The 19306-nt window shown below is 68.4% G+C and carries 20 protein-coding genes; all 20 read left to right on the top strand.

The genetic code is table 11. The features are described 5' to 3' along the window. Positions 1 to 6: 6 nt before the first annotated feature. On the top strand, positions 7 to 2382 hold the full coding sequence (ppsA, locus tag AVJ23_RS13470; RefSeq protein ID WP_058862717.1) for a phosphoenolpyruvate synthase: 2376 nt from the start codon (positions 7 to 9) through the stop codon (positions 2380 to 2382). A gap of 114 nt (positions 2383 to 2496) precedes the next feature. Continuing rightward, positions 2497 to 2976: a UPF0262 family protein gene (locus tag AVJ23_RS13465; protein ID WP_058862716.1), complete on the top strand. Its 480-nt coding sequence runs from the start codon at positions 2497 to 2499 to the stop codon at positions 2974 to 2976. Between the two features lie 3 nt (positions 2977 to 2979). After that, a complete protein-coding gene (locus AVJ23_RS13460) occupies positions 2980 to 3426 on the top strand; it encodes an arsenate-mycothiol transferase ArsC (protein WP_084794575.1) in 447 nt (148 codons plus the stop codon). After that, the gene (locus AVJ23_RS13455; protein ID WP_058862715.1) at positions 3423 to 3818 is read left to right on the top strand and encodes a nuclear transport factor 2 family protein; all 396 of its coding nucleotides are present in this window, start codon (positions 3423 to 3425) and stop codon (positions 3816 to 3818) included. Before AVJ23_RS13460 ends, AVJ23_RS13455 begins: the two co-directional genes overlap by 4 nt. Further along, on the top strand, positions 3818 to 4420 hold the full coding sequence (locus AVJ23_RS13450; RefSeq protein ID WP_058862714.1) for a GNAT family N-acetyltransferase: 603 nt from the start codon (positions 3818 to 3820) through the stop codon (positions 4418 to 4420). Before AVJ23_RS13455 ends, AVJ23_RS13450 begins: the two co-directional genes overlap by 1 nt. After that, positions 4417 to 5301 carry a carbon-nitrogen hydrolase family protein gene (locus AVJ23_RS13445; RefSeq protein WP_058862713.1) on the top strand — a complete coding sequence of 295 codons (885 nt, stop codon included), beginning with the start codon at positions 4417 to 4419 and terminating at the stop codon, positions 5299 to 5301. Before AVJ23_RS13450 ends, AVJ23_RS13445 begins: the two co-directional genes overlap by 4 nt. Positions 5302 to 5385: 84 nt before the next feature. After that, entirely contained in the window at positions 5386 to 5604 is a 219-nt protein-coding gene (gene infA / locus AVJ23_RS13440; RefSeq protein ID WP_005620785.1) for a translation initiation factor IF-1, read from the top strand. A 158-nt stretch (positions 5605 to 5762) separates the two neighbouring features. Beyond that, on the top strand, positions 5763 to 6353 hold the full coding sequence (locus AVJ23_RS13435) for a Maf family protein (protein WP_058862712.1): 591 nt from the start codon (positions 5763 to 5765) through the stop codon (positions 6351 to 6353). Further along, positions 6350 to 7381, top strand: a complete 1032-nt coding sequence (locus AVJ23_RS13430) for a ribonuclease E/G (protein ID WP_058862711.1) — start codon at positions 6350 to 6352, stop codon at positions 7379 to 7381. Before AVJ23_RS13435 ends, AVJ23_RS13430 begins: the two co-directional genes overlap by 4 nt. Positions 7382 to 7391: 10 nt before the next feature. Continuing rightward, positions 7392 to 7580: a DNA gyrase inhibitor YacG gene (locus tag AVJ23_RS13425; RefSeq protein WP_058862710.1), complete on the top strand. Its 189-nt coding sequence runs from the start codon at positions 7392 to 7394 to the stop codon at positions 7578 to 7580. Beyond that, complete coding sequence (locus AVJ23_RS13420; RefSeq protein ID WP_058862709.1) at positions 7577 to 8824, top strand: aminotransferase class V-fold PLP-dependent enzyme; 1248 nt, start codon at positions 7577 to 7579, stop codon at positions 8822 to 8824. Before AVJ23_RS13425 ends, AVJ23_RS13420 begins: the two co-directional genes overlap by 4 nt. Positions 8825 to 9109: 285 nt before the next feature. Then, positions 9110 to 9760 (top strand): paraquat-inducible protein A, encoded by a 651-nt coding sequence (locus AVJ23_RS13415; protein WP_058862708.1) that lies wholly within the window; start codon positions 9110 to 9112, stop codon positions 9758 to 9760. After that, positions 9730 to 10362, top strand: coding sequence for a paraquat-inducible protein A (locus AVJ23_RS13410; RefSeq protein WP_058862707.1), 633 nt, complete (start codon positions 9730 to 9732; stop codon positions 10360 to 10362). Before AVJ23_RS13415 ends, AVJ23_RS13410 begins: the two co-directional genes overlap by 31 nt. Continuing rightward, entirely contained in the window at positions 10359 to 12158 is a 1800-nt protein-coding gene (locus AVJ23_RS13405) for a PqiB family protein (protein WP_058862706.1), read from the top strand. The genes AVJ23_RS13410 and AVJ23_RS13405 overlap by 4 nt, the downstream gene beginning before the upstream one ends. A gap of 1 nt (position 12159) precedes the next feature. Then, positions 12160 to 12771, top strand: coding sequence for a PqiC family protein (locus tag AVJ23_RS13400; RefSeq protein WP_058862705.1), 612 nt, complete (start codon positions 12160 to 12162; stop codon positions 12769 to 12771). A gap of 316 nt (positions 12772 to 13087) precedes the next feature. Further along, positions 13088 to 14050 carry a response regulator gene (locus tag AVJ23_RS13395; protein ID WP_058862704.1) on the top strand — a complete coding sequence of 321 codons (963 nt, stop codon included), beginning with the start codon at positions 13088 to 13090 and terminating at the stop codon, positions 14048 to 14050. Further along, the gene (locus tag AVJ23_RS22855; protein ID WP_157772676.1) at positions 14047 to 14382 is read left to right on the top strand and encodes an Hpt domain-containing protein; all 336 of its coding nucleotides are present in this window, start codon (positions 14047 to 14049) and stop codon (positions 14380 to 14382) included. Before AVJ23_RS13395 ends, AVJ23_RS22855 begins: the two co-directional genes overlap by 4 nt. Positions 14383 to 14575: 193 nt before the next feature. After that, the gene (locus AVJ23_RS13385) at positions 14576 to 17014 is read left to right on the top strand and encodes an ATP-binding protein (RefSeq protein ID WP_058862702.1); all 2439 of its coding nucleotides are present in this window, start codon (positions 14576 to 14578) and stop codon (positions 17012 to 17014) included. A gap of 127 nt (positions 17015 to 17141) precedes the next feature. After that, on the top strand, positions 17142 to 18794 hold the full coding sequence (locus AVJ23_RS13380) for a PAS domain-containing sensor histidine kinase (RefSeq protein ID WP_058862701.1): 1653 nt from the start codon (positions 17142 to 17144) through the stop codon (positions 18792 to 18794). Continuing rightward, positions 18791 to 19183, top strand: coding sequence for a response regulator (locus AVJ23_RS13375; RefSeq protein ID WP_205626858.1), 393 nt, complete (start codon positions 18791 to 18793; stop codon positions 19181 to 19183). The genes AVJ23_RS13380 and AVJ23_RS13375 overlap by 4 nt, the downstream gene beginning before the upstream one ends. Positions 19184 to 19306: the final 123 nt, after the last annotated feature.

Genomic DNA, 19306 nt, shown 5'->3' with positions numbered 1-19306 from the left:
GGACGTTTGGCTGAGAATCTGATCTGGTTCGAGGAGCTTCGGCGCAGCGACGTGCCGCGCGTGGGGGGCAAGAACGCGTCGCTGGGCGAGATGATCGCCGAGCTTGGCGGGCAGGGGGTGCGCGTGCCCGGCGGCTTTGCCACCACCGCGGACGCCTATCGCCGCTTCCTGTCCGAGAACGGGCTGGACACGGTGATCCGCGAGCGCATCGCGGCGCTGGAAGAGGGCCGCGCCACGCTGCAGGAGACCGGGCGCGCCCTGCGCGAGGCGATCATCGCCGGCACCTGGCCCGAAGTGATTGCCGAGGACATCCGCGCCGCCTATCGCGCCCTCGCGCGGCAGAGCGGGGATGACGCGCCCTCGGTCGCCGTGCGGTCCAGCGCCACGGCCGAGGACCTGCCCGATGCCAGCTTTGCCGGCCAGCAGGAGACCTATCTCAACATCACCGGCGAGGCGGCGCTGCTGGATGCGTGCCGGCGCTGCTATGCCTCGCTCTTCACCGACCGCGCGATCACCTACCGGCAGGTGCAGGGTTTCGACCACCAGGAGGTGGCGCTCTCGGTGGGCGTGCAGCGCATGGTGCGGGCCGATATCGGCGCTTCGGGGGTGATGTTCTCGATCGACACCGAGACCGGCTGCGACCGCTTCGTGCTGATCACCGGCGCCTGGGGTCTGGGCGAGAACGTGGTGCAGGGGGCGGTCGATCCCGACGAGTACCAGGTCTTTAAGCCCTTCCTGGACGATCCCGCGCGCCAGCCGATCGTGGCCAAGGACCTGGGCGCCAAGGAGATCAAGATGATCCATGGCGGCCCGGGCGAGTCCGCCACGCGCAACGTGCCCACCTCGCTGGCCGAGCGCGCGCGTTTCGTGCTGGAAGATCACGAGATCGTCGAGCTGGCCCGCTATGCCGCCATCATCGAGCGCCATTACGGCCTGCCGATGGACATGGAATGGGCCCGCGACGGGCTGACGGGAGAGCTGTTCATCGTGCAGGCCCGGCCCGAGACCGTGCAGGCGCGCCAAAGCGGCGCGGTGCTGCGCAGCTATGACGTGACCGATCCGGGGCGCAAGCTGCTCGGCGGGCTGAGCGTGGGCAATGCGGCGGCGGCGGGGCGGGTCTGCCTGATCCGCAGCGCCGCCGATATCGACCGTTTCGTCGATGGCGCCGTGCTGGTTACCTCGACCACCGATCCCGACTGGGTGCCGATCATGAAACGCGCCGCGGCCATCGTCACCGATCATGGCGGGCGCACCTCGCATGCCGCCATCGTCAGCCGCGAGCTGGGCCTGCCGGCAGTTGTGGGCACTGGCGACGCCACGCATCTGCTGCATGACGGGCAGGATGTCACCGTCTCCTGCGCCGAGGGCGATCACGGCGCGGTCTATGACGGCATCGCGCGGATCGAGACGCAGGACATCGCGCTGGACGACGTGCCCGAAACACGGACCGGGGTGATGCTGAACGTCGCCAACCCCTCGGCCGCGGTGCGCTGGTGGCGGCTGCCGGTGGACGGGGTCGGGCTGGCCCGGATGGAGTTCCTGATCGGCAACGAGATCAAGGCCCACCCGCTGGCGCTGCTGGATCCCGGTGCGGTGCGGGATGCCGAGGAGCGCGCCGCGCTGGACGCGCTGACCACCGGGTTCGAGGACGGGGCCGACTATTTCGTGCGCCGCCTGTCCATGGGGCTGGCCCGGATCGCGGCGGTCTGGCACCCCAAGCCGGTCATCGTGCGGATGAGCGATTTCAAGTCCAACGAATATGCCGACCTGCTGGGCGGGCGCTCGTTCGAGCCCGACGAGGAGAACCCGATGATCGGGCTGCGCGGCGCGGCGCGCTATTATTCCGAGTTCTACCGGCAGGGTTTTGCACTGGAATGCCGCGCCATGCGGCGGCTGCGCGACGAGATGGGATTCACCAACGTGATCCTGATGATCCCCTTCTGCCGCTCGCCCGAGGAGGCGGACAAGGTGCTGGAGGTGATGGCCGAGAACGGGCTGCGCCGCGGCGAGAACGGGTTGCAGGTCTACGTCATGACCGAGATCCCCTCGAACGTAATCCGGGCCGAGGAGTTCGCTCAGCGTTTCGACGGCTTCTCGATCGGGTCCAACGACCTGACCCAGCTGACACTGGGCATCGACCGCGACAGCGAGGCGCTGGCCGAGGTGTTCCGCGAACGCGACCCGGCGGTGTTGTGGATGATCGAGCAGGCCATCGCCCGGGCCCGTGCCGCGGGGCGCAAGATCGGGCTCTGCGGCCAGGCGCCCAGCAACGATCCCGATTTCGCACGGCTGCTGGTGCAGGCCGGGATCGACACGATCTCGGTCACGCCGGACAGCTTCCTGTCGGTCAAGCGCAACGTGGCCGAGGCCGAAAAGGGCTAGGCCCCGAACCCGTGGCATGGCGGCGCCTGTTACGAAGTGTCGCCATGCTGCGGTGCAGCATTGCCTTGGGTCCCGCGCCGCGTTATGCAGGCGCAACAGCCAAGGGACGCGCTCATGACCCGCATCGCGCATATCGAGTTGGATGACGCCAACCTGCCGCCGCCGACCCCCGAGATCGAACAGGAACGCCGCGTGGCGATGTTCGACCTGATGGAGGAGAACAGCTTCTCGCTGCCCAATCGCGACGACCGGCAGGTGCCGCCGGGGCCCTACCACGTGGCCCTGTCGATCCGCGAGAAACGGCTGGTCTTCGCCGTCTCGACCGAGGCGCACGAGACGGCGGCCGAGTTCCACCTGTCGCTGTCGCCCTTCCGGCAGGTGGTCAAGGACTACTTCCAGATCTGCAAATCCTATTTCGACGCGGTCAAGACGCTGCCGCCCAGCCAGATCGAGACCATCGACATGGCCCGGCGCGGCATCCATAACGAGGGCGCGCGCATCCTGCAGGAGCGGCTCGAGGGCAAGGTCGAGGTCGACGATGCCACCGCGCGGCGGCTCTTCACGCTGATCTGCGTGCTGCATTTCGGGGGCTGAGGCTTGGCGGCACTGCCCCAGTCGATCCTGTTCTGCTGCGATCACAATGCCGTCCGCTCGCCCATGGCCGAGGGGATCATGAAGCGCTTCTTCGGCACGCATACCTACGTGCAGTCCGTGGGCGTGGTGAACGACCTCGAGATCGACGGCTTCGCCATTTCCGTCTGCGCCGAGATCGGCGTCGAACTGGCCCGTCACCGCGCCCGCAGCTTCGAGGAGATGGAGCAGATGGGCGAGGCGCTGTCGGGCTTCGACGTGATCGTCACCCTGTCGCCCGCTTCGCAGCGCCGGGCGCTGGAGCTGACTCGCTATTACCATTTGACGGTCGAGTACTGGCCCGTCATGGATCCCACGGGCATCGGGGAATCGCGCGAGCAGAAGCTGAACGCCTATCGCCAGACCCGCGACCAGATCGTGAAGAACGTGCTGCAGAAATGGGGGCCGGAATGAGCAGGAACGTGGTGCAGGACTATTTCGACGCCTTCAACGCCGGCGATGTCGAGGCCATGCTGGCCTGCCTGTCGACCGATGTGGAGCATCACGTGAACGAGGGGCAGATCCGCGTCGGCAAGGTCAAGTTCGGCGAATTCTGCGCCCACATGAACCATTGCTACGACGAGACGCTGACCGACATGGTGATCCTCGTCAGCGAGGACGGCACCCGCGCGGCGGCCGAATACGTGGTGAACGGCACCTACAAGGCCACCGATGGCGAGCTGCCCGCGGCGCGCGGCCAGAGCTACCGCCTGCCGGCGGGATCCTTCTTCACGCTGAAGGACGGGCAGATCACGCGGGTGACCACCTATTACAACCTCTCCGACTGGCTGCGGCAGGTCGCGTGATGCGGGTTGAGGTGCTGACCGGCGCGGCGCTCGAGGCCGCGCTGGATGACGTGGCGCGGCTGCGCATCGCGGTGTTCCGCGACTTTCCGTATCTCTATGACGGGGATTTCACCTATGAGCAGCGCTATATCCAGACCTATCGCGACAGCGCGACGGCGGTGCTGGTGGGGGCGTTCGACGGCGACCGGCTGGTCGGCGCGGCCACGGGCACGCCCATGGCCGACCATGCCGATGATTTCGCCGCCGCCTTTGCCGGCACGGAGTATGACCTGTCGCAGGTCTTCTACTGCGCCGAATCGGTGCTGCTGCCCGCGTACCGGGGGCGCGGGATCGGGCATCGCTTCTTTGACCTGCGCGAGGCGCATGCCCGCAAGCTGGGTTTCCGGTATTCCGCCTTCTGCGGCGTGATCCGCCCCGCCGACCATCCGCTGCGCCCCGCCGATCACGCGCCGCTCGACCCGTTCTGGCGCAAGCGCGGCTATGCCCCGCTGCCCGGCGTGGTGGCACACTTTCGCTGGAAGGACGTGGATCAGCAGGCCGAGACCGAGAAGCCGCTGCAATTCTGGATCCGTGCATTGGACGAGGAAGGGGACACGCCATGAAGGTTGCCACGGCCGCATACCCGGTTGATTTCCTGGCCGACTGGAATGCCTATGCCGAGAAGCTGACCGCCTGGGTCTCCGAGGCGGCAGGGCAGGGGGCCGATCTGCTGGTCTTTCCGGAGTACGGCGCGATGGAGCTGGCCACACTGGCGGGCGAGACAGCCGCCTTCGACCTGGAACGCTCGATCCACGCGGTCAGCCTGCGCATCGCCGAGGCCGACGCGCTGCATGCGGAGCTCGCCACCCGCCACGGCGTGCATATCCTGGCCGCCTCGGCGCCGGTCTTCGACGACACGCTGGGCCCGCGCCCGGTCAACCGCGCGCGGCTCTTCACGCCGACAGGCGCCATGGGCGTGCAGGACAAGCAGATCATGACCCGGTTCGAGCGCGACGAGTGGCGCGTGGTCCCGGGCGGGCCGCTGCAGGTGTTCGACACCGCGCTGGGCCGGATCGGCATCCTGATCTGCTACGATTCGGAGTTTCCGCTGCTGGGCCGCGCGCTGGCCGAGGCCGAGATCCTGCTGGTGCCCTCGGTCACCGAGGCGCTGGCCGGGCACAGCCGGGTGCGCATCGGCGCCGCCGCCCGCGCGTTGGAGAACCAGTGCGCGGCGGTCATGTCCTCGGTCGTGGGCGCGGCACCGTGGAGCCAGTCGATCGACGAAAGCGTGGGCCGCGGGGCAGTGTTCGGCCCGCCCGACACGGGCTTTCCCGCCACCGGCATCCTCGCCGACGGGGCGTTGAACACGGCCGGCTGGACCTATGCGACGGTCGATCCCGCGGCCATCGCGCATGTGCGCGCCGACGGGGTGGTGCTGAACCGGCAGCACTGGGATGAACAGCTGGGGCGGGCGGATCCGGCCGTCCCGGTGCGGCTGCGTTAACTTCCGACTTGAAAAACCTGCCCGATCGTACCATATAATCGCGCGCCGTGGGATCGAGACCACGGACCGCAATTAGGAGAGACCATGGCCAAGGAAGATACGCTCGAATTTCCCGGTGTCGTGAAGGAACTCCTGCCCAATGCGACGTTTCGGGTCGAGCTTGAAAACGGCCATGAGATCATCGCACATACGGCAGGCAAGATGCGCAAGAACCGCATCCGTGTCCTCGCAGGCGACCGGGTCCAGGTGGAAATGACGCCCTATGATCTGACCAAGGGTCGGATCAACTACCGCTTCAAGTAGGCGGTCAGGGCAGAGTGACGAAAACGCCGGGCCGCGGGTCCGGCGTTTTCGTTTGTCTGGGGGGCGACCTCCGGCACCCGGGCTTTTGCCGCGACCGGATTGCCCCTCGCGCGCCGCCGCGATACTCGATGCGGCACCACAGGTTCGGAACCCGCCCCATGACAGAGACCCCCCGCCTGATTCTCGGCTCCGGCAGCCCGCGCCGCCGCGAATTGCTGGCCCAGCTTGGCGTGACCGCGGATGCCGTGCGTCCGCCCGAGATCGACGAGGATCCGGTCGCCGGCGAATTGCCGCGCGCCTATTGCGCCCGGATCGCGCGCGAGAAGGTCGAGGCCATCCCCACCGTCGCCGACGAGATCGTGCTGGCCGCCGACACCACCGTCGCGCTGGGCCGCCGCATCCTGGGCAAGCCGCGTGACGAGAAGGAGGCCGCCGGCTTCCTGACCGCGCTGTCGGGCCGCCGCCACCGGGTGATCACCGCCATCGCCGTGCGCCGCGAGGGCCGCCTGTGGGAGCGCGATGTCGTCACGCAGGTCAAGATGAAGATGCTGTCGAATGCCGAGCTGAACGCCTATCTCGCCAGCGGCGACTGGCAGGGCAAGGCGGGCGGCTACGGCATCCAGGGCCCGGCCGGGGCCTTCATCCCGTGGATCAACGGCTCGTTCACCGCGGTGGTGGGCCTGCCGCTGGCCGAGACGGCGAACCTGCTGCAGGCGGCCGGCTACCCGCTTTACGGAGGTGCTTCATGAAGGGCCGTCAGATCGCGCTGGACCGCTGGCAGGGCCAGGAGGCCGCGGCGCTGCTGGTCGATGGTCGGCTGGAGGACCTGCTGGTCGATGCTGACCTGCCGCGGCTCGGCAGCATCTACCGCGCCACGGCCGACCGCCCGATGAAGGGGCAGGGCGGACTGTTCCTGTCGACGCCGGATGGTCCGGTCTTCCTGCGGCAGGTCAAGGGGATCAAGCCGGGCGAACGGCTGCTGGTGCAGGTCACCGGCCATGCCGAGCCGGGCAAGGCCGTGCCGGTCACCCAGCGGCTGCTGTTCAAGTCGCGTTATGCCATCGTCACGCCGGGGGCGCCGGGGCTCAACGTCTCGCGCCAGATCCGCGACGAGGCGGCGCGGGATGCGCTGCTGGAACTGGCCCATGAGGCGCAGGCCGAGATGCCGCTGCCCGAGGGCGCGGGGCTGATCCTGCGCTCGTCCTGTTTCGAGGCCGACCCGTCCGAGGTGGCCGAGGACATCCTCGCCATGACCGGGCTGGCCCGGCAGGTTCTGGCCGACAGCGAGGGCGCCCCGGAACTGCTGGTCGAGGGCGACGGCCCGCATGCGCTGGCCTGGCGCGAATGGGTGGCCCCCGCTGCCTTGGATGCCGAGCCCGGCAGCTTCGAGCGCCATGGCGTGACCGAGGCGCTGGAAGCGCTGTCCAGCCCGCGCGTGCCCCTGCCAGGCAGCGCCTCGATGATGGTCGAGGTCACCTCGGCCCTTGTCGCGGTGGACGTGAACACCGGCGGCGACACCTCGCCCGCGGCCGGGCTCAAGGCCAATATCGCCGCGCTGCGCGACCTGCCGCGGCAATTGCGGCTGCGGGGTCTCGGCGGGCAGATCGTGATCGACCCCGCACCATGCCCCAAGAAGGACCGCCGCCAGCTGGAACAGGTGCTCAAGGCCGAGCTGAAACGCGACCCGGTCGAGACCATCTTTGCCGGCTGGACGACGCTGGGCCTGATCGAGCTGCAACGCAAGCGTGACCGCGTCGCGCTGACCGACATCAGGTGAAGGAACCGGCATGAGCTGCCCCATCTGCAACCGCGAGACCGTGCCCGCCTACCGCCCGTTCTGTTCGAAACGCTGCGCGGATGTGGACCTGGCGAAATGGCTGGGCGGATCCTACGCGATCCCGTCCCGCGACCCCGAGGATATCGACCGCGCCGCCGAAGAGGCCGCGGCAGAATTGGCAAAGAGGAAACCGCATTGAGCTTCGACGACGCGCTGCTGACCGAGATCCGAGACCGTTTCGCCCATGTGGAGCGCTGCCCCTTCACCGGAGAGCGCATCTTTTTCGAGAATGCGGGCGGGGCGCTGACCCTGAACGAGGTGGTCGAGACCTCGGCCCGCTTGGCGGCGATCCCAGACAACCAGGGCCGCGACAACCCGGCCTCGCACGCGCTGGTCGAGGTGATCGCGCAGGCGCGCGAGGATGTGCGCACCTTCTTCGACGCGCCGGGCGGTGCGGTGGTCTTCGGCGAAAGCGGCACCGAGCTGCTCTTCCGGCTGATCCGCGATGCCTGCCTCGGCGCGGCGCCGGGCCCGGTGGTGGGCTCGACCGTCGAGCATCCCGCCTCGCGCAGCGCCTGCGCCCGCTGGGCCGGCGAGTCCGGGCGCGCGCACATCCTGATCCCGCATGACGATGCGACGGGCCGTGTCACGGCCGAGGCCTATGCCGCCGCACTTCCGGCCGATGCCGCGGTGGTGACGGTGTTGCACACCTCGCCGGTGACCGGGATCAGCATGGACCTGCCCGCGATCACCCGGGTCATCCGCGAACGGGCTCCGGGCGCGCTGATCGTGGTCGACGGCATCCAGCATGCCTGCCACGGCGGCATCTCGCTGGCGCAGGCGGATGTGGATGGCTACGTGATCTCGCCCTACAAGGTCTTCTCGCGCCATGGCTACGGCGTGGCCTGGGCCTCGGACCGGCTGACCGCGCTGGCGCATGATTCGCTGGTCGGTGGTCCCGCCCATCAGTGGGAGCTGGGCACGCGCGACACCGGCGCCTATGCCACCTTCTCGGACGTGGTGTCCTATTTCGACTGGCTGGGCGGACAGGTCTCGGAGGCCGGAGACCGTCGCGCGCGGATCGAGGCCGCGGCCGCCGCGATCCATGCGCATGAGACGGCGCTGACGCAGGCGATGCTGCAGGGCACCGACAACCTGCCGGGCCTCGCGTCGCTGCCGGGTGTCAAGGTGATCGGCGGGATCGAGAACGCCGCGCGCGAGGGGCTGGTGTCCTTCTGGAGCAGCGCGCGTCCCTCGCCCGAGATCGTGGCCGAGCTGAACGCGCGCGGCATCCGCACCCATCTGCGCAAGGCCGATCACTACTCGGGCAACATCCTGGAGCCGCTGGGGCAGGCGGATTGCATCCGCGTTTCGATGGCGCATTACAACAGCCTGGCCGAGGTCCGCGCCTTCCTTGACGCGATGCGCAGCATCCTGAACTAGGCTTGGGCCCCGCGGCGCAAGGGCGCCGCGTGGCAGGCGCGGCATCAGCCCGCGACGCAGCCGCCGATCTTCCGTGTCAGCGCGCTGCTGGGCCGGAGACGGATCTGAGCCGGCGCAGAGACGGCTTCCCTCACCCCATCGTGGCGTCAACCGGCCGGGCGCGGCGGCTGGACATCCCGCAGACCCCGGCCCATGATCGCGCGGGGGATCGGGGGATGCCCCGCACACCGCGCCCGGCCAAGACCGAGGCGGACACACGCGCGCTGCTGCGACGAGGGACGTGACATGGACAGGCTTGCGCCGGGGGACCGGCAGGCAGGGGCGCCGGACCGACCCCTTCTGGCCTGCCTGACCTGCGATACGCTGCATTACGAACCCGACGTGCCGATGAACCACGTCGCCACCTGCCGCCGCTGCGGCCGGGTGCTGGCCGCGCCGCGCGACAATGCCTTTGCGCGGGTGCTGGCGCTGGCGCTGACCTCGACCATCCTGATGATCGGGGCGGTCTTCTTTCCCTTCATCGACCTGTCGGTGGCGGGGCTGCAGAACCGCACCTCGGTGCTGGACGCGGCGCTGGCTTTCTCGACCGGGATGATGGTGCCGCTCTCGGTCGCCGTGGCCCTGCTGATCGTGCTGATCCCGGTGACCCGGCTGGGCGCGATCATCTACACGCTGCTGCCGCTGGTGCGCGGCTGCGCGCCATGGCCGCATGCGCCGCTGGCCTTCCGCCTGGCCGAGCGGCTGCGGCCCTGGTCGATGGCCGAGATCTTCGTCGTCGGCGTCGCCGTGGCGCTGGTCAAGGTGGGCGGGCTGGCCACGCTCAGCATCGGCCCGGCCTTCTGGGCCTTCGCAGGGCTGGTGCTTGTCACCGTCCTTCATGACAACGCCATGTGCCGGTACACGATATGGAAATCCCTGGAAACGCCGAGCCGCTGACCACCGCCCGCCGCGCCGGGATGCTGGCCTGCACGCGCTGCGGACTGGTGCATGCAAGCGGGCCGGCCCGCTGCGGGCGCTGTGATGCGCCGCTCGACCCGCGTGGGCGCAAGTCGCTGCAGGCGGTCTGGGCGTGGCTCCTGGCCGGGGTGGTGGTCTACATCCCCGCCAACATCTACCCGATGCTGCGCACCGCGACCCTGCTGGAGCAGAGCGAGAGCACCATCGTCGGCGGTGCGATCGACCTGCTGGAGCACGGATCTTACGGTGTCGCGGCCATCGTCTTCATCGCCTCGGTGCTGATCCCGGTGGGCAAGTTCATCGCCATCGCCTACCTGGCGCTCAGCCTGAACCGGCCGGGCGCGTTGTCGATCCACCAGCGCCACCTGCTCTACGAGATGGTGGAGTTCATCGGCCGCTGGTCCATGATCGACGTCTTCGTGGTGGCCATCCTGTCCGCCCTTGTTCAGCTGGGCTCGGTGGCTATCATCAACCCCGGCATTGCCGCGGTGAGCTTTGCCCTGTCGGTTGCATTCACCATGTTGTCGGCTCAAAGCCTTGATCCGAGGCTGATCTGGGATGCCGACGAGGAGCCCGCATGACCGACCCCGCCCCCGCCGAACCGACCGTGCGCCCGGCCCGTGCCGGGCTGCTGTCGGGGCTGTCCTTCATCTGGCTGGTGCCGATCCTTGCGCTGGTCGTGTCGCTGGGCATCGCTTGGCAGAGCTATGCCGAGCGCGGCAAGCTGATCGAGATCGCCTTCGACAATGCCTCGGGCGTCGCCCCCGACAAGACCGAGCTGAAATACCGCGATGTCGCGGTTGGCCTGGCCGAGGAAGTGCGCTTTTCCGAGGACCTGTCGCACGTGATCGTGGCGGTGCGCGTCGACCAGTCCATCGCGCCCTATCTCGACGAGGACGCGCAGTTCTGGGTGGTGCGCCCCGAGGTCTCGGCGCAGGGGATCAGCGGGCTCGATACCGTTCTGTCGGGCGTCTATATCGGCGGAAGCTGGGATGCCGAGGCGGGCGAGGCGCAGACCGAGTTCCGCGGCCTGCCAAAGGCACCGCTGTCGGATCCGACGCGCGACGGCACGGCGATCCAGCTGTCGGCGCGTGACGGCAATTCCATCGTCGCCGGCGCGCCGATCCTCTACAAGGGCATCCAGGTCGGCGCGGTCGAGGCGCCCGAGCTGACCGAGAGCGGCGACGGCGTGGTGATCCGCGGCTTCATCGAGGCGCCGCATGACCGCATCCTGACGCAGAACACGCGGTTCTGGGACATCTCGGGCGTGTCGGTGTCGCTCGGCCCCGGGGGCGTGTCGCTGAACCTGTCCTCGGTCGCCTCGCTGGTGCAGGGCGGGATCAGCTTCGACACGCTGGTCGCCGGGGGCGCGGCGGTCGAGGACGGCCATGTCTACCCGCTCTATCCCGACCCGGAAGCCGCGCGGGCCAGCCTGCTGGATGATCCCGCTGCCGCGCGGCTGCAGGTGCGTGCGCTGTTCGACGGCTCGGTCGGCGGGCTGGCCGAGGGCGCCGATGTGCGCTTTCGCGGCGTGACCGTGGGCGAGGTCAGCAGCGTGGCCATGGTCGCCTCGGAGATCGGCGCCCGCCGGGTGGTGCGGCTTCAGGCGGTTCTGTCCATCGTGCCCGAACGGCTGGGCCTGGGCGAGGATGCCGCCCCCGAGGCCGCGCTCGACTTCCTGGCCGACTACGTGGGGCAGGGGCTGCGCGCCCGGCTGGGCACCGGCGGCCTGCTGTCCTCGGAACTGGTCGTCGAACTGGTCGAGCTGCCCGAGGCCGAGGCGGCCACGCTGGGCACCGAGGGCGATGCGCTGCCCGAACTGCCCACGGTCCCGGCCGAGCTGGGCAGCCTGAATGCCACCGCCGAGGGCGTGTTCGAGCGGATCAACAACCTGCCCGTCGAGGAGGTGCTGGCCTCATTGCAGGGGCTGCTGGACAATGCCAATGCGCTGATCGGGTCGGAGGACACGCAGGCGTTGGCGCCCGAGATCACCGCGACGCTGTCGGAGCTGCGCACGCTGGTGCCGGACCTCACGCGCACGCTGGCCTCGGCCGAGGGAGCGCTGGGCGAGGTCGAGCAGATCGCCGCCGGGCTGCGCGAAAGCGGTGCGACCGAGAACGTGAACGAGGTCTTCTCCTCCGCCGCCTCGGCGGCCAACGCGATCGAGGCCGCGGCCGGCGAGCTGCCGCAGCTGGCGGCGCGGCTGGAAGGCGTGGCCGCGCGGGCCGAGTCGGTTCTGGGCGCCTATGACGACAATTCGCGCCTGATCTCCAGCGCGCTTGCGACGCTCAGGGATGTCAGCGAGGCGGCGGATGCGCTGCGCACGCTGGCCCGCACCCTGCAGCGCAATCCGAATTCATTGTTGATGGGACGGTGACATGACCTTTCGCTTCTTTGCCGCGGGCCTGGCCCTTCTGGTGCTGACTGCCTGCGGGGCCGAGCCCCAATACCTGCCCGAGGCCGCGCCCTCCAAGCTGCGCGTGCGCGCCGCCGTCGATACGCTGCTGGTACAGACCGTGTCGCTGCCCACCTACGCGGCGGATGACAAGATCTCCTACCAGGATGCCGAGGGGGTGGTGCGGTCGCGCAATTTCGGGCTCTGGGCGGACGAGCCGGAACGCGCCACCACGCTGGCCATGACCCGGCACCTGAACGCGATGACCAGCGCCAAGGTCGCCTCGGAGCCCTGGCCGCTGCCCGAGCCGCCCACCGGGGTGCTCGACATCCGGTTCGAGACGATGATCGCCACCAACAGCAACACGTTCCGGATCAAGGGGCAGTATTACATGGGCTCCGAGATCCCGGACCCGATCACCTATGACGACCCCGACAAGGAGCCCAAGGAACTGCCCGCGCCGCTGGCCGACAAGGTGGGCCTGTTCGACATCGCGATCCCGCTGCCCGAGGCAACGCCCGCGGCGATCACCCGCGCGCAGGCCGCCGCGCTGACGGCGCTGGCCGAACGCATCGCGCGCGACCTCTCGCGCTAAGCGAGAGCCCGGGTCCGCGCAACCACAGGCGAATCGCGGTCCCGCCGGTCGGCCTGCCGCCCGCGGGGACATTTCCCTTATCCTGAGGCACGTGGGGCCTTTTTCGTAAAGCTATCATGACAGTTACGCCGCGGGACGGTCGGAGCCGGGCCCGCGCGCGTGCTTGTCAGCGCCTACCTAAGCGCGAAACATGGGTCTCTGGCGGCCGCATACCCAGAAATCCTTACAATGCACCATTCCTTCCCCAAGCTTTTCACAATCCCGCCTCAATTCACCCTGAGATTGCATCCCAAAGAACTCGTGAAAGGGAAGCGGTATGCATATTCTTGCGGTTGACGACGATCCGGTGATCCTCGAGCTCATCTCCGAGGTGGTGCCGGCCATGGGGAACCACACGGTCACGACCGTGGACAGTGCGCAGACCGCGCTGGACTACCTCTGCTCCGACACGGCACAGCCGGTCGACTGTTTCCTGCTCGACATCAAGATGCCCGGCATGAACGGGATCGAGCTGTGCGACGCCCTGCGCCAGTCCGGCCATTTCACCTTCGTGCCGATCATCATGCTGACCGCCATGTCGGACAAGGCCTCGATCGACGGTGCCTTTGCCGCCGGGGCCAGCGATTTCGTGCGCAAACCCTTCGAGATGTTCGAGCTCGAGCACCGGATCCGCCGTGCCGAGAGCCGGACGGAACACCTGCGCCAGCAGCTCGAGGCGCTGGAACGCGACGGCGACAGCGCCCGCAAGCCGGGCCTGCTGGAGCAGATCCAGGTCTATGACGTCGACAACATGATCGACTATTTCGCGCTCGAGAACTACGTGCCTATGCTGTCGCGCCGCTCGCTCTTCGGCTCGGTCGTGCTGGGCTTCCACATCCGCGAGGTCGAGGACATCTACGGGATGTGCACCAATACCGAGTTCCGCGGCCTCATCGCCGACGTGGCCGAGACGATCTCGGACGCGCTGCGCGACTACCAGTTCCTGATGGCCTATGCCGGCAATGGCACTTTCCTTTGCGTGATCGAGGAATGCCGCGTGCCCAAGCGCACGATCCTCGTGGACCAGATCAACTTCCAGCTGCAGCGGCTGGACATCCAGGTGCCCACGCCGCGTGGCCTGCCGGTGCGGATCTGCTGCGGCGAGATGGTGCGCCTTCTGGGCCATACGCCCGGCTCGATCTCGACCGCGCTGATCGACGCCCGCGGACGGGCCGAGGCCAATGGCCGCGCGCTGGAACGCGAGTTCGACTCGCTCTTCATCATGCCGAGCAGCGCATGATGATGCAGGGGCACGGGTTCGAAAGCGCGCTGGACCGCATCCGGCAGCGCTTTGTCGCCACGCTGCCCGCGCAGCGCGCGGCGTTGGCCGGGCCGCTGTCGGCGCGCGGTGCGGCGCTGGCACAGGCGCGGCAGGAGGCGATCGAGGCGGCGCACAGGATCTCGGGTACGGCCGAGACACTGGGCTTTGCCGACTTGGGCGATGCCGCGCGCAGCTGTGAGCTGACGCTGTGCGAGACACCGCCGGGCGCGAAGAAGGCCCGACCAGCCGAGATCGACGCCTTGCGTAACGTGATCGTGAGCGCTGATATCGTCCTGCACGATTTCGGTTGACGACTGCATCTTTCGGGCCTAACGGGCATGCTTTGCGTGTTCTGAAAACCACAGGTTGTGCAAGATCCGGCGCGATACCCGCTTATGCGGCGCGACATGTCCCGATGATTGTGCAGTCTACAAGTCTGTATCGCGTAGGGCGGATTGGGCCATGAAGGGTTTCTTAGCGAGGGTGACGGGTCAGCGTCTTTGCGTGGCATCCCTGGTCGTGTCCCTCGTCGTGACGGGCGCTGCCGCCTGGCACACCTACAAGGACGGCTACGAGGACGCGGCGGCCGAGTTCGAGCTGGTCACGGCCGAGGCCGCCGACGTTCTGGTGGCCCGGTTCCGCAAGTTCCAGGTGGCGCTGGACGGGGTCGCGGGGCTGGTGCGCGTGGTGCCGGATCTGACCGCCCCGGTCTTTACCGAATACGTGTCGGCCATGCGTCTCGATGCCGGCTTGCCGGACGGCACACGGCTGGCGCTGATCGAGCCGTTGGGGCAGGGCGATCCCGCCGATTTCGCGGCCCGGATGGCGGCGCGCGGCCTGCACGGAACGGTGGTCTATCCCGAGACGCCCGGCGAGGACGCGCTGGTCGTCACCTTCATCGCGCCGCGAGATCCGCAGGCCGACGAGATAGGCTTGAACATCGGCGCCGACCCCGCCCGCCGCGCCGTGGCGCTGGCGGCCCGCGACAGTGCCGAGATACGCTTGGCGCCCTATGGCACGGGTGGCGCGGGGCAAGAGGACCTGCCAGGCCTGATGTTGCTGCGCCCGATCTACGCCCCCGGCACAGACCGGGCCAACACGGAGGGGCTGCGCGAAGGGTTCGTCGGCTGGGCGGCCTTCCCGCTGGTCGGGACTCAGGTGCTGGCCGACCTGACTCCGCTACAGCCCGAGACCTATGACTACGCGATCCATCTTGGCCCCGAGGCGACGCCCGAGACGCTGGTCTATGACAGCGCGACGGACGCGTCGGGCGCGGCGGACAGCCCGCGCTTCCAGCGGACCGCGCAGCTCGATCTTTTCGGGCAGGTCGTGACCATCAGCTGGTCCAGCCGTCCCGGCTTCGAGGCCGCGCATGTGGACCGCAACCACCTGCTGTTGATGGCCTTCGGCTCCATCCTCGCGGTCATGCTGGCGGCGCTGCTGCGGGCGCAGGCGCAGCGCGAACGCTCGGTCACGGAACTGGTGCGTGTCCGGACCGCGGATCTCGAGGCGCAGCGCAGCCAGAACGATTCGATCATCAACAACCCGCATCTCGGCATCGTCATCACCGATGGCTCCGGGGTGGTTCTGCGCTCGAACCCTGCCGCCCACACGATGCTTTCGGCTGCCGACTGCGTGGGCCACAGCCTTGACGCGGTGCTGCCTGGCGCGACGGCGCTGGGCGAGGACCGGCAGGCGCGGATGGCCCTGCGCGTCGATGGCGAAGGGCGCGCGCTGTCGGTCAAGCGCGACACATGGCAGACCCCCGAGGGCGCGACGCGGTCGACCTTCTTCCTGCGCGACGTCACGCGCGAAGAGCAGGATGCCCAGCGCGTCGCCGAGACCGAGCAGCGTCTGGAACTGGCCCTGCGTGCCGCCGAGATCGGCGTGTTCGAGTTCGACCTCGCCACCGGCCAGTCCCATGTCTCGGACACGTGGAAACGCATCATGGGCGTCTCCGATGCCGGAGCGGATTTCGACTATCAGGGCTATTTCGAGGCGCGGATCGATCCCGACGATTTCGTCGTGCTCAAGGCCAACGATTTTGCCTGCATCAATGGCGACACGGACCGGACGGTGAACGAGTTCCGCATCACACGCGACGATGGCACGCGCTGGATGCGTTCGGATGCGATGGTTTCGCGCCGCTGTGCGGACGGGCGCGCGCTGACCCTGACCGGGACGCAGGTGGACATCACCGACTCGATCGAGATGGAGATGGTCAAGCACCAGTTCATCGCGACGGTCAGCCACGAGCTGCGCACGCCGCTGACCGCGGTGAACGGTGCGGTCACGCTGATGCAGGCGGCCGAGGGCGAGGCGCTGTCGTCGCAGGGCCGCCGGCTGCTCGAGATGGCGCGCAAGAATGTCGACCGGCTGACCGTGCTGGTCAGCGACATTCTCGACCTGCAGCACGTGCAGACCGGCAACATGCGCTTCAAGATGGATGATGTCGAGATCACCCCGCTGCTGCGCGATGCACGCGACCAGATCCTGCCCATCGCCCGTGCGGCCGAGCTGAACGTGGCGATCCATGCGCCGGCGCACCACCTGCACCACGGGCTGGACCGCGGCCGCATGTTGCAGGTGCTGGCCAACCTTCTGTCCAATGCCTGCAAGTTCGCGCCCGCCGGCTCGACCGTGACGCTGGGCGCGACCGAAGGGCCCGAAGGTCTGCGGCTCTTCGTGCGTGATGCCGGGCCGGGCGTGCCGGACACGTTCCGCAGCTCGCTCTTCAAGCCCTTCCGCCAAGCCGACAATTCCGACAGCCGCGACAAGGGCGGCACCGGGCTGGGCCTGTCCATCGCGCGCGAGATCGTCGAGCGGATGGGCGGCGAGATCGGCTATACCCGCACCGAGGCGGGCTATACCGAGTTCTTCATTCTGATGCGTCCGCAGATCAACCGGCCGGTCGCCGAAGTCCGTCGGCAGGCCGCGGGCTGACCCGGCCGGGGGCGCGTCACGTGCCCCCGGATTGCCATTATCGGGTCCAAATATCGACCTGACGTTCCCCTAGCTTCACGGAAAGCGCCACGCTGGCGAACACCGGACCAGGGAGACACGACGCGACATGACGCGCTCAAACCTCAAGAAATTCACCAGTGTCTCGGTCTTTGCGCTGGTCGCGGTGCAGGTCGCCGCGATGATCGACCAACGGGGCGAATGGCATGTGCTGGGCGACCTGCTGCCATGGATCTCGGCCAGCGCGGCCCTCGGCATGGTGCTGCTCTGGCTGTCTTTCCGCCGCATGGCCGCGCGGCACCGCTCGGTCTGGACCGAGCATCTGAAACTGGGCAAGGCGGTCGAGGCGCTGCACGCGCATGGCATGGTGGTGCAGACCGATTCCCAGGGCCGCATCACCTTTGCCAACGAGCGTTTCCTCGAAGCCACCGGCTATTGCGCCGACGAGCTGGTCTCGCAGCCCGTCGAGATGCTCTATTTCCCCGAGGATCTCTGGGTGCAGGACGAGCTGCTGGCCACGATCGGAAAGGGCGAGACCTGGACCGGCGACACGCGGCTGCGCCGTCGGGACGGCGGCGAAGTCTGGACCAATGTCACCCTGCTGCCCGGCGTCGATGACGAGGGGCGCCGCAGCGGCGCGATCTCGGTGCGCACCGACATTACCGAATCGCGCAAGAAACTGATCGACCGCGAAGTCTTCCAGACGCTGGACTGCATCGTCGACCAGGTCTTCATCTTCGATCTCGACAGTCTCGAGGTGAAATACGCCAACCAGTCGGCGCGCGCCGCGCACGGGCTGACCGACTCCCTGGCGGGCTACGGCCCGCTGGGCGCGATCCACGCGCTCTATACCGGGCCCGAGTTCACCGGGATGCTCGACAACCTGCGCGATGGCGGCCAGAAGCTGGCGCATTGCGACCTTGTCCGCGACGGCACCCATTTCGAGGCGCGGCTGCAGATCCTCGATGCCGAGGACGGCACCCGCAAGGTGCTGGCCAGCCTGCGCGACATCTCGCTGCGGGTCGAGGCGCAGCACCAGCGCGACGAGTTCATCTCGACCGTCAGCCACGAGCTGCGCTCGCCCATGACCTCGGTCAAGGGCGCGATGGGGCTGCTGCTGGCCGGGGCAGGGGGCGAGCCCACCGCGCAGACCCGCAACATCCTCGAGATCGCGCATCGCAATGCCGACCGGCTGGTCAGCTTGATCGACGACCTGCTCGACATCGAGAAGATCGCCTCGGGCAACATGACCTTCAACATGGAACGTCATGACATCGGCGCGCTGATCGACGAGGCGATCGAGGCCAACGGCCCGTTCTCGCGCCGCTTCGACGTCACGATCGAGCGGGACGGCGCCGAGGGCGGGCAGGTCTTCATCGATTTCGACCGCAGCCTCCAGGTGCTCAACAACCTTCTGTCCAACGCGGCCAAGTTCTCGCCCGCCGGGGGCAAGGTGATCGTCGCCTGCCGCGAGTTGCCCGAGGCCTTCGAGGTCTCGGTCACCGATCACGGCACCGGCATCCCGGCCGAGATGGTGCCGAAAGTGTTCGACAAATACGCACAGGTCGGCGCGCAGCGCGACGGGCCGGTGCGGGGCACCGGTCTGGGCCTTGCCATCGTCAAGGCCATCGCCGAGGAACAGGGCGGCTGTGTCGCGCTGGACTCGGCCGAAGGGGAGGGGTCGACCTTCTACGTCACCTTCCCCAAGCCGGCCGCGGGTGATCCGGGACCGGTCGAGGAACGACAGGAGAAAGCATCGTGACACGTATCCTGCATGTCGAGGATGACGCGGATATCCGCGAGATCACGCAGCTTGCACTGGCCCTTTCCGGCCAGTTCGAATTGCATCAATTCACCAATGGCGACGAGGCGCTTCAACAGGCCGCCGGGATCGCGCCCGACCTGCTGCTGCTCGACGTGATGATGCCGGGGATGAGCGGGCCCGAGCTTCTGGTCGCGCTGCGCGACGTGCCGGGCCTCGCCGAGGTGCCTGCCATCTTCATGACCGCCCGCGTGCAGAAGACCGAGATCGCGGGCTTCCTCGAACAGGGGGCCATCGGCGTCATCGCCAAGCCCTTCGACCCGGTCTCGCTGGGTCAGCAGATCCACGACATCCTGGCCGCCCCGGCCACGGCAGCCCAGCCCGCCTGAGTCTGCCTGACCCGGCCGCGGCCGGTCTGCGTCCCATTTCCGACAACGTGATCGCGCGGCGGCCCGACAGGCCCGGCCGCGCGTTTTCATGTCTGCCGCCCGGCCCCGGGCGCGCGGAAGATA

This window comes from Pseudoponticoccus marisrubri, from assembly GCF_001482405.1.
Taxonomy (GTDB): domain Bacteria; phylum Pseudomonadota; class Alphaproteobacteria; order Rhodobacterales; family Rhodobacteraceae; genus Pseudoponticoccus; species Pseudoponticoccus marisrubri.
Note: the sequence above shows the minus strand (reverse complement) of the source record. Positions and strands in the feature narration are given on the sequence as shown.